15 protein-coding genes and 1 riboswitch are annotated in these 12,972 nt (G+C 49.0%); of the genes, 1 reads left to right on the plus strand and 14 read right to left on the minus strand.

Annotated features, from left to right (window positions below):
* Position 1 precedes the first annotated feature (1 nt).
* The 10 genes from AC3ZFK_RS04500 to AC3ZFK_RS04545 are packed head-to-tail and all read right to left on the minus strand — an operon-like array spanning position 2 to position 8,644.
* Positions 2-871 carry a dihydroorotate dehydrogenase electron transfer subunit gene (locus AC3ZFK_RS04500; protein WP_487507022.1) on the minus strand — a complete coding sequence of 290 codons (870 nt, stop codon included), beginning with the start codon at positions 869-871 and terminating at the stop codon, positions 2-4.
* Positions 861-2,126 (minus strand): dihydroorotase, encoded by a 1,266-nt coding sequence (locus AC3ZFK_RS04505; protein WP_487507023.1) that lies wholly within the window; start codon positions 2,124-2,126, stop codon positions 861-863. The genes AC3ZFK_RS04500 and AC3ZFK_RS04505 overlap by 11 nt, the downstream gene beginning before the upstream one ends.
* Positions 2,123-3,097: an aspartate carbamoyltransferase catalytic subunit gene (locus AC3ZFK_RS04510; protein ID WP_487507024.1), complete on the minus strand. Its 975-nt coding sequence runs from the start codon at positions 3,095-3,097 to the stop codon at positions 2,123-2,125. Before AC3ZFK_RS04510 ends, AC3ZFK_RS04505 begins: the two co-directional genes overlap by 4 nt.
* 5 nt (positions 3,098-3,102) lie before the next feature.
* Entirely contained in the window at positions 3,103-3,621 is a 519-nt protein-coding gene (pyrR, locus tag AC3ZFK_RS04515) for a bifunctional pyr operon transcriptional regulator/uracil phosphoribosyltransferase PyrR (protein WP_487507025.1), read from the minus strand.
* On the minus strand, positions 3,608-4,045 hold the full coding sequence (gene ruvX / locus AC3ZFK_RS04520) for a Holliday junction resolvase RuvX (RefSeq protein WP_487507026.1): 438 nt from the start codon (positions 4,043-4,045) through the stop codon (positions 3,608-3,610). Before ruvX ends, pyrR begins: the two co-directional genes overlap by 14 nt.
* A complete protein-coding gene (locus AC3ZFK_RS04525) occupies positions 4,038-4,616 on the minus strand; it encodes a YqgE/AlgH family protein (RefSeq protein ID WP_487507027.1) in 579 nt (192 codons plus the stop codon). Before AC3ZFK_RS04525 ends, ruvX begins: the two co-directional genes overlap by 8 nt.
* On the minus strand, positions 4,613-5,656 hold the full coding sequence (locus AC3ZFK_RS04530; protein WP_487507036.1) for an FAD:protein FMN transferase: 1,044 nt from the start codon (positions 5,654-5,656) through the stop codon (positions 4,613-4,615). Before AC3ZFK_RS04530 ends, AC3ZFK_RS04525 begins: the two co-directional genes overlap by 4 nt.
* Positions 5,653-6,597 (minus strand): glutathione synthase, encoded by a 945-nt coding sequence (gene gshB, locus AC3ZFK_RS04535; RefSeq protein ID WP_487507028.1) that lies wholly within the window; start codon positions 6,595-6,597, stop codon positions 5,653-5,655. Before gshB ends, AC3ZFK_RS04530 begins: the two co-directional genes overlap by 4 nt.
* A complete protein-coding gene (gshA, locus tag AC3ZFK_RS04540) occupies positions 6,594-7,901 on the minus strand; it encodes a glutamate--cysteine ligase (RefSeq protein ID WP_489433737.1) in 1,308 nt (435 codons plus the stop codon). Before gshA ends, gshB begins: the two co-directional genes overlap by 4 nt.
* 5 nt (positions 7,902-7,906) lie before the next feature.
* The gene (locus tag AC3ZFK_RS04545; RefSeq protein WP_487507030.1) at positions 7,907-8,644 is read right to left on the minus strand and encodes a 16S rRNA (uracil(1498)-N(3))-methyltransferase; all 738 of its coding nucleotides are present in this window, start codon (positions 8,642-8,644) and stop codon (positions 7,907-7,909) included.
* Between the two features lie 180 nt (positions 8,645-8,824).
* On the opposite strand from AC3ZFK_RS04545, the gene AC3ZFK_RS04550 reads away from it, so the two are divergent.
* On the plus strand, positions 8,825-9,103 hold the full coding sequence (locus AC3ZFK_RS04550) for a hypothetical protein (protein WP_487507031.1): 279 nt from the start codon (positions 8,825-8,827) through the stop codon (positions 9,101-9,103).
* 201 nt (positions 9,104-9,304) lie between these two features.
* Here the strand turns inward: AC3ZFK_RS04550 and AC3ZFK_RS04555 are convergent, their stop codons facing one another.
* The 4 genes from AC3ZFK_RS04555 to metK form a co-directional block, all read right to left on the minus strand.
* Entirely contained in the window at positions 9,305-9,838 is a 534-nt protein-coding gene (locus AC3ZFK_RS04555) for a pyridoxamine 5'-phosphate oxidase family protein (protein ID WP_487507032.1), read from the minus strand.
* A gap of 9 nt (positions 9,839-9,847) precedes the next feature.
* Positions 9,848-10,684 (minus strand): methylenetetrahydrofolate reductase [NAD(P)H], encoded by an 837-nt coding sequence (metF, locus tag AC3ZFK_RS04560; RefSeq protein ID WP_487507033.1) that lies wholly within the window; start codon positions 10,682-10,684, stop codon positions 9,848-9,850.
* A 117-nt stretch (positions 10,685-10,801) separates the two neighbouring features.
* A complete protein-coding gene (gene ahcY / locus AC3ZFK_RS04565; RefSeq protein ID WP_487507034.1) occupies positions 10,802-12,211 on the minus strand; it encodes an adenosylhomocysteinase in 1,410 nt (469 codons plus the stop codon).
* A gap of 27 nt (positions 12,212-12,238) precedes the next feature.
* Positions 12,239-12,314: riboswitch (S-adenosyl-L-homocysteine riboswitch) on the minus strand.
* A gap of 25 nt (positions 12,315-12,339) precedes the next feature.
* On the minus strand, positions 12,340-12,972 hold a 633-nt coding region (gene metK, locus AC3ZFK_RS04570), incomplete at its 5' end, for a methionine adenosyltransferase (RefSeq protein ID WP_487541352.1).

A 12,972-nucleotide genomic window follows, 5' to 3' on the forward strand; every position in this document is an offset into this window, starting at 1 on the left:
GTCAGGCAAACACGGTGGCTGCATCAAACACAGGACCATCCACACAGACCCGTTTCATGGCAGGCCCTTCCGGTGTTTCAATCTGCACAACGCAGCCGGCACAGCCGCCAATTCCGCAGGCCATAAACTCTTCAAGTGATACCTGGCATGGCAGGTTGTACTCTTTTGCCAGTTTGGCAACTGCCTCCAGCATTGGATGAGGGCCGCAGCTGAAGAGCTCGACCTGATTGCGCTCTTCATCTGAAAGTGAGTTAAGCCAGTGTCTGGCAAGATCTGTTACATATCCATCATGAGTTCCAGGATAGCCCTGTAGACTGGATAGTCGACTTGGAATGCCCCAGTCCTCCAGTAGTGGCATTGAGCCGATAACACCATCAGGCATTCCAGGAATGACTATCTGTGAGGGGGTTACCGGGAACGGAAAGGGTACTTCTGAGCCAAGAATTACAAATGGTTTGTAGGCGGACTCACTCTGCAGTGAATCGGCAATAAATACCATTGGCGGCATGCCGACACCACCACCAATAAGAAGTGGGCGACTTCGTTCCGGATGGGGGGCAAATGGTTTTCCAATAGGGCCTAGTAGACTTAGTGGTTCACCAGTCTCGATCTCTGCCAGTGCTGCAGTTCCCTTGCCAAGTTTTTTGTAGAGTAACTCTATGGTTCCTTGTTCTTTGTTTGCACGCATTATGGATATAGGTCTGCGCAGGGTAAATTGTGGCCCACACTCTACATGTACAAAACTACCAGGCATGGCCCTGGAGGCAATCTCAGGCGCCTTGAGCTTGAGGATATGTTGATCACCATCCAGGTGGAGGTGCTCAAGGATGGTTGTCTCTTCCTTGAAGATAGAGTTTCGATCAGGATTCATGAACTATATTTCCACCCATTATGGTATGGGTAACTCTGCCCTGAAGCTCCCAGTTAAGGAAGGGGCTGTTCTTTCCTGTACTTTGCAGGCTTTCAGTTGTAACCGTCCACCATGCCTCTGGGTCAAAGATGGTGATATCGGCGCTTCTGCCTTCACCAAGTGTTCCTGCATCAATCCCCAGGATCTCGGCAGGCCGGTTGGTTACCATGGAGATGGCGTCAGAGATGGATATATCATGCTCTTTGGCAAGTCTGAGTGTGAGTGGCAAGAGGGTTTCAACACTGCTTATGCCGGGCTCTGTCTGTTCGAATGGGGCAGCTTTTGCATCCTCATCATGGGGTTGATGGTCGGAACAGATGGCCTGAATGGTTGATGAGAGTACTCCATTGACCAGGCCTGCACGATCACGTTCGGTGCGTAGTGGGGGCAGTACATGGCAGAGGCTGTTGAATTCACCAATATCCATCTCGGTAAGGTAGAGGTGGTGAACAGCAACATCAACACTTACCGGGAGCCCACTCTTCTGTGCAAGCTCAATCATCTGCAGAGCACGGAGACTGGAGATGCCGCAGAAGTGGGCACGTACACCAGTCTCACGAATTAGAACCAGGTCGCGTGCTACTCCAGCAGCTTCTGCTGCATCAGGAATTCCAGGTAAACCTAGACGGGTGCTTACAGTGCCTTCGTGTACGCATCCGCTATTGGTTAGCCACGGGTCTGCCGAGTGGAGGAAAACCGTCAGCTCATGGCTTGCTGCATACTCTAGTGCTCGTCGCATTACCAGAGAGTTGCTGATTGGTGATTGTGCATTGGAGACACCGGCACATCCCGCCTCTTTCAGTGCGCCCATATTACTTAGGTGCTCTCCGTCAAGCCCGTGAGTCAACGCCCCAAGAGGGATGACGGAGGCGTATCCAGAATCTTTTGCCCTGTTACGAATCAATTCAATGACTGCAGGCGTATCTATGATCGGCTGGGTATCTGGCGGTATGCATAGTGTTGTAACCCCGGCACTGGCGGCGGCACGGGTTTCACTCTCTATTGTTCCTTTATGGGTTTGTCCTGGTTCACGTAGCCGGGCACGCATATCCACCAGCCCAGGACAGACAATAAGATTGCTGGCATCAACTGTTTTATCAGCCTGGAAATCCTCTGTGGCAGAGATAATCTTGCCCTCCGAGATCCGGATATCACCGATCTGGTCTATACCATTGGCTGGGTCAATGATGTGCCCATTCTGGATCAGGATGTTCACTGTTCGCCTCCCTGTCCGCTTTGGCTCTGCATGGCCATTGAGAGGATAGCCATGCGGACAGCAATACCGTTTGTTACCTGTTGAAGAATGACGGAATGGCTGCTGTCTGCGACAGTGCTGTCGATCTCCACTCCACGGTTCATTGGCCCAGGGTGCATGATGATTGCATCATCAGCAGCCAGCTGGAGTCGCTCTTCGGTAAGGCCGTAGTATTGGAAGTACTCTTTTTTGCTCGGTAGATGTGCGCCACTCATCCGTTCATTTTGCAGACGTAGCATGATGATTACATCAACATCGTTTAGACCATCTTCTATGTTGGTAGTAACGTGTACGCCCAGGTCCTCCACATGAGATGGGATAAGTGTGCGTGGTGCAATAACCCGAACCTCTGGACACCCAAGTGTATTAAGTGCATGTATCTGCGAGCGCGCTACTCGTGAGTGCATTACGTCACCAATAATGGCGACCCGTAGACGGGTGAAATCTTCCTTGTGTCTGCGGATAGTAAACATATCAAGCATTGCCTGGGTAGGGTGTGCATGACGTCCATCACCAGCATTGATTACGCTGATATGGTTGGGAACATTCTGTGCCACAAAGTGTGCTGCACCACTGGCTGCATGGCGTACTACAAACATGTCGATCTGCATTGCAACCATGTTTTGCAGGGTGTCGAGAAGGGTCTCGCCCTTGGTGGTTGCAGAGGTGTTTATATTTATATTTAGGACGTCTGCCGAGAGTCTCTTCTCTGCGAGATCAAAGGTAGTGCGTGTTCTGGTGCTGGGCTCGAAGAAGAGGTTGGCAATGGTTTTGCCGCGGAGCAGAGGAACCTTCTTGGCGGTCTGGTTGCCTACACTTGTGAAGTGTTCTGCTGTGTCTAGTATTTCTGTAAGGAGATTACGGTTCAGCCCCTCAATAGAGAGGAAGTGGTGGAGTTTTCCGTTGGAGTCGAGCTGTATATTTCTCGACATAAATCTCATTCTCCTGACTGCTGAATCCTTAGTTCCAGTGGAACCGGCCCGTTGAGCTTGATTTGCTGCGCGGATTGTACATGAATATTGACTCCAGTGATATCTGCTTGTATCGGAAGCTCTCGTTCGTCTCTGTCTACCAGTACTGCGAGGAGTACTTTTGCAGGTCTTCCATAGTCGAATATCTCATTCAACGCGGCACGTATGGTGCGACCAGTGAAGAGCACATCATCAACCAGAATAATCAGTTTTCCATCAATATCAAAAGGTAGGTTGGAAGGGGTCACTTGAGGGTGGAGACCGATCTGGGTGAAGTCATCTCTATAGAATGAGATATTGAGTTCCCCCATTTGATGTTGGTTGTTTAACTCTTTGTGCAGCTGTTCTGCGACCCAGGTTCCACCAGTGTGTATTCCTATCAGGTGCGCACTCTCCAGCTGGTCTCCAAGCTGTTGGTGCAACTGATCAGCCATCTGGCTAATCAGTGCATCTACCGAAAGGGTATCTATGTCAATTGTATTCATCTCTATTCTGGTTGTTTAGCCAGCTCTGTAGTATTTGGGTTGCGGCGACTGCATCGATATCACGCTCTTCGGTTGGTCGTCGGTTTCCGCTATTTGAACGAATTATAGACTCTGCCTCGACTGAGGTCAGCCTTTCATCGATTTCATATACAGTCAGGTTGAATCTGCCACGTAGCTGATTACTGAATTTTCTTGAGAGCCGGCTCATCTCCTGCTCGTTTCCATCCATATCCAGAGGAATCCCGACGACTGCAGCAGTGACTCCCCACTCATGAATAAGCCCCTTAATCTGTTGCCAATCAGCATTTCTGTTGCTGCGATGGATGGTAGTAAGGGGTCGGGCTGATCCTGTGATCTCCTGACCAATGGCAACCCCAATACGGTGTGTCCCAAGATCAAAGCCCAGCAGGGTGTGGTCAGGCATGTCCCGCTTCTGTGGTAAGTGACGAGATATCAACCCCGATTCTGCCAGCAGATGATTCCCACCGTTTTGCATCATCGGTATCAAAAATCAGCTGGAGGTCTGCAGGAACACTGAGCCAGCTATTTTCACTGATCTCCTGCTCCAGTTGTCCGCCGGACCATCCAGCATAACCAAGAGTGACGATATGTTTTTCTGGCCCCTTGCCGGTTGCAATGGCATCCAGAATATCACTGGATGCGGTAATTCCAATTTCTGGTGTAACCTCGAGAGTGGAGTCCCAATTACCAACCGGGGTATGAATCACAAAGCCACGATCAGGCTGAACCGGGCCACCATTATGCAGCAGATTGTTTTTTGCTAGTGGAGCAGTGACTGTTATATCCATCTGTGCAAATAGTTCACCTATATGCAGGTTGGTGGGGCGATTGAGTACAAACCCCATGGCCCCCTCCTCATTGTGTTCACAGATAAGTGATACGGTATGGTCAAACCCTGAGTCTTGCAGTGAAGGCATGGCAATCAGCAGGTGGTTGCTAAGGTAGTTCTCTTTGCTATCTACTTTGTGGCTCATGGGTTTTTGTAATTTAGTTGCCGTATTTTGGGTGTTGTATCTTGCTGGAAATGAAGACGATCCTGCATCTCTGTAGTCATGTAAAAAATACCATCCTCACCAATAACCAAAACATACCTAATACCCATTTGAGCTGCAACCATTGATCGCTCTTCTGGTGAGGCAATCAACATGGCGGTTGCTGCAGCATCTGCAACCATGGCGTCAGAGTGGATGACGGTGGCAGAGCGGGCTCCTGTTGCAGGCCAACCTGTCTTCGGGTTGATAATGTGATGATAACGCTTGCCTGCATAGATAAACATCCTCTCATAGTCGCCAGAGGTGAAGATAGATTCATCATTTTGTGGATTAATAGAGGCTATTGCACCTTTCCCATCTGGCGATTGGATACCAATGCTCCATGCGCTTTCCCCTCTATTCCCTATGGCACGTAGGTCACCACCTGTATTTACTATGGCGTTTTTGATGCCTAGAGATTTGAGCTTGGTTATGGCGCGGTCTACGGCATAGCCTTTTGCGATACCTCCCAGATCAATTTTGATATTCCTGTTGTTGCTACTGACTGTTCCATTATTGAACTGGAGACCATCCATTGATGGACTGTTTTGTATCAGAATATCTATCTCCTCTTGAGAAGGGGGTGGCCCGCTCCACTCCTCACCATGAAACCCCCAGAGCGCAATGAGGTTGCCAATTGCCGGATTAAAAAGAGCTCCACTCTGACGGGAGAGGAGGGCGGTCTTCTTTAATAGCGAGGATGCCTCAGATGCAATCTGAATTGGAGCACCGTCCGCAAAGGCCTGGTTGATCTCACTTAGCAGGCCGCCCCTTTTCCATGCGTGCCAGGTGTCATGCATTGCGGCAAAGTCATCACGAATCACTCTGCTGGCTTTCAGGCTCTGCTCCTCGCTGCTGTCCCAGATAGAGATGGATACAATGGTTCCAAAGGCAAGGAACTGATCTCTGTAAACTTCCGGCGCTCGTTCGCATCCAGTAAGTATGAGAAGTGTGAAAAAGGATAGTGTCAGGCGGAATTTTATTGTCCCAGTCTCCGCTCAATTGCATCCATAAGATCTCCTGCAATATTCAGATCGTACTTATTATCAAGTTCTCTGATACAGGTTGGACTGGTGACATTGATTTCGGTGAGCCAGTCACCGATAACATCAAGGCCAACAAATAGCAGGCCTCTCTCTTGCAGAAGAGGAGAGACTTTTTGGGCAATCTCCAAGTCCCGCTCTGACAACGGAATACCTTCCCCACGCCCACCAGCAGCAAGGTTGCCGCGATTTTCACCTTCAGCCGGAATACGTGCCAGAGCATATGGAATAGGGTCTCCGTCAACCATCAGGATGCGTTTATCTCCTGCTGTAATTTCCGGAATAAAGCGTTGTGCCATTACGTAACTTGATCCGTTATTTGTAATTGTCTCGATAATAACCCCGGTATTCTGATCGCCTGAACGAAGACGGAATATTGATGTCCCACCCATGGCATCGAGTGGTTTCAGGATGATCTCCTCATGTGCATCAAGAAACTGTCTGATACGTGCCTCGTTGCTGGTTACCAGAGAGGGAGGAGAGAGTTCTGGAAACCATGATGTAGCAAGCTTTTCATTGAGGTCACGCAGAGCTTGTGGGCGGTTTACCACCATGGCGCCATCACGTTCTGCAAGTTCCAGAATGTGGGTAGCGTATAGATATTCTCTATCAAATGGAGGGTCCTTCCGCATCAGGATAACATCAAGATTTGATAGCGGCATGGCCTGTTTTTCCCCCAGAACATACCACTGCTTCATGTCATCCATAACCTGAAGTAGATGAGTCTGTCCCATGGCTGTGCCCTGTTCCAGAAAGAGGTCATCCATCTCCATGTAGTGGATCTCCCACTCCCGTTTCTGGGCCTCAAGCAGCATGGCAAGGCTGCTATCCTTGTATGGGTGGATCGTCTGAATTGGATCCATAACAATACCAATCCTCATGCGTTCTCTCCTCCAATAACTTCATGAATCTCTCTTGCGGCAGCCAGCATTGCGAGTCGTGCAATTACACCATAGGCATAGAAACGGTTTGGTTCTGCATCAGGTTCCTGGGTATGGTCTGGCAGATTGAGTGGGTTTGCAAATGAGAGTGGCTCAAAGTGCATGCCTGGTGCATTGAGATTTTCATTCGCTCCTCTTGAGGTGTGTACTCGATAAAAGCCGCCAATTACATGGTGATCCATCATGTAGACAACAGGCTCGGCAACGGCCTGATTTTCTCCAATGGTCTCAAATGTATATACGCCCTCCTGGATAATCACATCAGTAACCGATTGCCCCCCCTTGCTTTTTGCCATCTTGTTGCGTTGCTTGCGATTCAGTTCATGAACCTCACTGGCATTGTGGATAGTCATTATTCCCATTCCATAGGTGCCGGCATCTGCCTTGACCAGGACGAAGGGGGGCAGATCCACACCATACTGGTCATATTTTTTCTGGATCTCTTTTAACAGATGGTCAATATGGGCAGCCAGACACTCCTCTCCTTCGCGATTCTTGAAATCGATGGAGTCACATTTCTCGAACAGTGGGTCGATCAGCCATGGATCAATATCCAGTTGTGCAGCAAACTCGTTGGCTACCTGATTGTAGTGTTGAAAGTGGTCTGATTTTCTTCGGTTATTCCACCCCAGTTCGAGAGGAGGAATAATTGATTGATCGACACCCTGTAGTATTTCGGGAATACCATCAGAGAGATCGTTATTCAGTAGAATGATGCAAGGAACAAAGCCTTCCAGTTGTATATTGCTCCCGCTCTTCTGAATAGGTTCCAGAGTTATATCTGCGCCTGATGGTAGTGATATTGTCTCTGGAGACTCCAGTGTCTCTATCAGGGAGCCAATACGAACGGCAAAACCGGCATGCTGGAGTAGCTTTCTCAGTGTTGCCAGACTTTCCAGATAGAAGGTATTGCGGGTATGGTTCTCTGGAATGAGAAGAATATTGCAGGCAGTAGGGCAGGCACGCTCCACTGCACTCTGAATTGCCTGTACCGATAGCGGAAAAAATGCCGGATTGATGTTGTTGAACCCAGCAGGAAATAGATTGGTGTCCACAGGCGCCAGTTTGAAACCGGCATTTCTCAGGTCTACTGAGGTATAAAAAGGGGCGGCACTTTTCTTCCATTCACTACGAAACCAGGTCTCAATCTGAGGCTGTCGCTCCAGCAGGTGAGATTCAATCTCCCGAAGTGGCCCAGTCAGAGCAGTTGTGAGGTTTGGAACTGGAGAATCTGATGTAAACATTGTGGCTATAAATCTCCCCAGAGTGTTTGCATAATGGTTATGGCTACGACAGATGCCGTCTCTGTTCGTAGAATTCGTGGCCCCATTGTTACCCCATGAAATCCTCTCTCGTGTGCAGAGATAATTTCTTGGTCAGTTAACCCTCCCTCAGGCCCTACTATGATACCAATACTTTCTGTGACTGGTTTTGGGGGAGGCAATTCAGAGAGCCTTTGTCTGGATTTTGGATCAAGTATAAATCCCTGTTTGGAATTGTTGTCAGCAAGCATTTTGTGCAGAGTTACTGGGGCATGAACTGGCGGAACAATATTGCGACCACACTGTTCGCAGGCAGAGATAACCACCTTTCTCCAGTGCCCGGTCTTCTTGTCGAGCCGTTTCTGGTCAAGTTTGACCACACTACGTTCACAAAAAACAGGGGTGATCTCTCTGACTCCGTTTTCAACAGCCTTCTGGATGGCGTAATCCATACGCTCACCTTTTGATATCCCTTGGAACAGGTGAATGGCTAAGGGGCTTTCACGTTCCGGGTTTTCTCTATCTGTGATAAGAGCGGTAACTGACCGTTTTTCAATATGATCTATAGTGGCTGGAAATTCTCCTCCGTTGCCATCAAACAGAACAAGATGGTCATTCTGCTTTAGACGCAATACCTGAACAACGTGGCGTCGGCTTGCTTCACTCAGTTCAATGGTGCTGTTTGGAGACAGCTTGGACTCGCTGTAAATTCTGGGGATTGGCATGGGTGTGGGGGAGTATAATGTTTCAATGATAGTTAAGGAACCTCTGAACAAGCGTAATGGGATGGGGGTTTGGGGGAAGGGATCAACAGGTGCCCCCATAGGATAACTTGAGAGGGAGTTCTGATTGAGTCACGAAGTGACTTAATCAGAGCTTCCTTAAGGAATATGTAGTTGTCCTGAATGGTCAAAGGAGAGTTGCCAACAATGTATGATGTTATTGAGAAATATCTGAAAAGTTTTCGTGAGATCGCCTATCTGACAACAGAAAATGGCTGGGTTGATAACGCAACTCTCAAATTTGAGGTATTGGAGCAAGATGAGAAGAGGGCGCTGGTTGAGCTGAATTTTGAGGAGATCGTTATGAGCGCATCAGGCTGTACCATCAATCGGGTAGAGTGTTGGGGCAAGGTGGAGTTGCAGCTTGATGGACAAGAGGTGGTTGGGGTGACGATATTGTAGAAAATGGTTGCAACTACCTATATTGTTAATCTATAATATAGGGCTTGAGCTGATGTCGGATTCACCCTCCTCCTCGAATACCGTCATCAACAAAGGCTCATGCTGATGCGCTCTCTTTCCCCCAATTTAGAGAGCCGTCACCGCCGCCCTGGGCCCTGTGCTCAGAGGCGGTTTTTTTATGGGCGACTGGTGTACAGAAAATTATCTGGTTGGCTTTCCATCCATGCTGATCATATTCTTCTCCTCCCAGTATTGACGGATTCCTTTTTCTCCCTTTTTCTCAATCCACTCATCCAGGGTCTCTCTCTTACCAAGAAACTCCATTCTTGGAACTCCAAACCCACATGAGCTATGGACAAGATCAACTTTAAGATCAATAAGTTGTCTTGCACCATTTCCTTGGGAGAAGTTGCTGTATAGATCATCCCACGAGGGTTCATCGGGGTGAATCGTCGATGCAGTTCCGTAGGCGCGAAGGATTAGTGGTTTTTCTTCAAAAGAGCAGAACATCAGAGTCATTCTGTGGTCCTCCAGCAGATGTGCTGCAGTCTCGTTTCCACTACCTGTAAGATTTAGCCAGAGTATGCGGTTGTTGTTGAGGACTCGGAGTGAGTCAAGCCCTTTTGGTGAGAGGTTGATGCGCCCCTCTTTGGGGGCAGTAGCAACAAAATAGATATGCTGCTGCTCAATAAATTCGATATGGCGCTCTTTCAGTGCGGAGAAGAGTTGTCCCATAGGTTAATCCTAGTTCAGATTGTTAAATACTTGTAGCGTTGGGGCTGATTGGTTCATGGTGTAGAAGTGGAGCCCTGGTGCGCCGGCACTTAACAGGTCCTGAGATAGTCTGGTAGTGACCTCCAGACCGAACGCACGCAGTGATTCCGTATCATCCCTATAGGCTATTAGACGCTCTTTGATCCAGCGAGGGATCTCTGCCCCACACATCTCGGAGAATCGTGCCAGATTGGTGTAGTTGGTGATTGGCATAATGCCGGGGACGATCGGTAGATCAAGCCCCATTGCAGCACAATCTTCACCAAAGCGGAGGTAGCCATCGATATTGTAGAAATATTGGGTAATTGCACTATCTGCACCAGCATCAACCTTGCGTTTGAAATTTTGCAGGTCGGTAAAGGCGTCTGGAGCCTGAGGGTGAAATTCCGGATAGGCAGCTACCTCAATATGAAAATGGTCGCCGCTCTCTTCACGGATAAATGAGACTAGTTCATTAGCGTAACGGAAGTCACCAGATGCCCCCATTCCAGACGGCATGTCACCCCGCAGAGCAACAATGCGGTGGATACCCTTCTCCTGATATCCTCTAAGAATTGCGGTGATGCTATCTTTGGTGGCACCAATACAGGAGAGGTGGGGAGCTGCATCAACCCCCTGTTGCTGGATCTCCATCACAGCATCATAGGTTCCCTCCTGGGTGCTACCACCTGCACCAAAAGTAACTGAGGCATAGGCAGGCTGTATCGTGCTGAATAGCTCTTTTTGAGCTGTCTGCAGTTTCTCTCTCCCCGCCTCTGTTTTTGGAGGAAAGAATTCCAGACTAAATTGTGGGGCTGATTGATTCATATATTTTGTCGTCTCGGTATCAGGAGGTTGGGTTATCCTTTTCCCCTCAGGCGCACCCGGTTTCGGTCAACAGGATAACTCAACCTCCTTGCAGTGCCTAGAGAATCTCTGAAAAAGCTAGTAGCGATAATGCTCTGGTTTATAAGGGCCATTTACCGGTACGCTGATATAGTCTGCCTGGGTCTTGCTTAGAGTGGTGAGATTGGCACCAATCTTCTCAAGGTGGTGGCGCGCAACCTCCTCATCCAGATGTTTCGGCAGGGTGTAGACCTCATTCTTGTACTCACCCTTCTGGTTGAAGAGTTCGATCTGTGCCAGAGTCTGGTTGGTAAAAGAGTTGGACATAACAAAGCTTGGGTGGCCTGTAGCACAACCAAGGTTAACCAGTCGTCCCTCAGCTAACAGAATGATCTTGTTGCCGCTTGGCAGGGTAATGTGATCAACCTGTGGTTTGATATTCTCCCACTCATACTTCTTCATGTTTACAACATCGATCTCATTGTCGAAGTGGCCAATGTTGCAGACGATGGTTTCATGCTTCATCTGTACCATATGGTCGTGAGTAATCACATTGAAGTTGCCGGTTGCGGTTACAAATATATCTCCCTGTGAGGCGGCATCATCCATGGTTACTACACGGTACCCCTCCATTGCCGCCTGTAGGGCACAGATAGGGTCAATTTCAGTAATCCAGACAGTTGCACCCAGGCCACGTAGCGATTGGGCACATCCCTTGCCAACATCCCCATAACCGAGAACAACGGCAATCTTTCCGGCAATCATTACATCTGTTGCACGCTTGATTCCGTCCACCAGTGATTCACGACAGCCGTAGAGATTGTCGAATTTTGATTTTGTGACGGAGTCGTTGACGTTAATGGCTGGGAATGGAAGCTCCCCATCCTCCTGCATCTGGTAGAGACGGTGAACGCCGGTTGTGGTCTCCTCGGTAACACCCTGAATGTTTTTCAGGATGTTGGAGTACCAGTTTGGGGATTCACTCAACTTGTTCTTGATCGCTGCATAGAGAACCTCCTCCTCCTCACTGGTTGGATTGTCCAGTACGGAGATATCACTCTCTGCCTTGGAGCCGAGAATAATAAGCAGAGTGGCATCACCACCATCATCCAGAATCATGTTCGGGGTGCTGCCATCAGACCACTCCATGATCTTGTGGCTATAGTCCCAGTAATCTTCCAGGCTCTCACCCTTGTAGGCAAAGACGGGAATTCCCTGGTCAGCAATAGCTGCCGCAGCGTGATCTTGTGTTGAATAGATATTACATGATGCCCAGCGCACCTCTGCACCAAGTGCGATCAGAGTCTCGATCAGTGCAGCAGTCTGGATGGTCATATGGAGAGAGCCGGCAATACGTGCCCCCTTTAGAGGTTTGTCCTCACCATATTTTTCACGCAGTGCCATCAGTCCAGGCATTTCACTCTCTGCGATACGAAGCTCTTTATGGCCCCAATCCTTGAGGCTCATGTCAGCGATGATGTAGTTGTCTGTGGTCTCGATATTGTTCATTCTCTTTCCTTTGTTTCAATAATCAATCAATCGAGAGCGCAGTTACTTGTATTTGCCTCAGTCCGGGCCTGGCGGGGGTGCCGTTGCAGCGCTCCCCGGGCTGAGGTTTTTGTGGTATTAAAAGTTCATCAGATTCCAGCAGCGTCGCGTAGCGCGTCAGCCTTGTCGGTATGCTCCCAGGTAAACTCATTTTCTGTTCTGCCGAAGTGTCCATAAGAGGCTGTCTTCTGATAGATTGGGCGTAGCAGATTAAGCATCTCGACAATTCCGCGAGGCTTCAGGTTGAAGAATTCCAGTACCAGCTCCTCTATTCTGGAGTCATCAATGACGCCGGTACCAAATGTCTCAACAGAGACCGAGGTGGGGTCAGCAACACCAATTGCGTAGGAGACCTGAATTTCGCAGCGTTCGGCCAGCCCCGCAGCAACAATATTCTTGGCAACATAACGTCCTGCATATGCCGCAGAGCGATCAACCTTGGATGGGTCCTTGCCAGAGAAGGCGCCACCACCATGGCGAGCCATGCCTCCATAGGTATCTACAATAATTTTTCTTCCGGTAAGACCGCAGTCACCAACAGGTCCACCTATAACAAAGTTGCCGGTTGGGTTGATATGGTATTTGGTATTGGCATCGAGCCACTCTGCAGGGAGGACAGGATTGATAATCTCCTCCAGTACAGCCTCTTGCAGATCCTTGTAAGCAATATCAGGATCATGCTGGGTAGAGAGCACTACTGCGTCAATACCAACCGGCTTGCC

The organism is Candidatus Thiopontia autotrophica, from assembly GCF_982804495.1.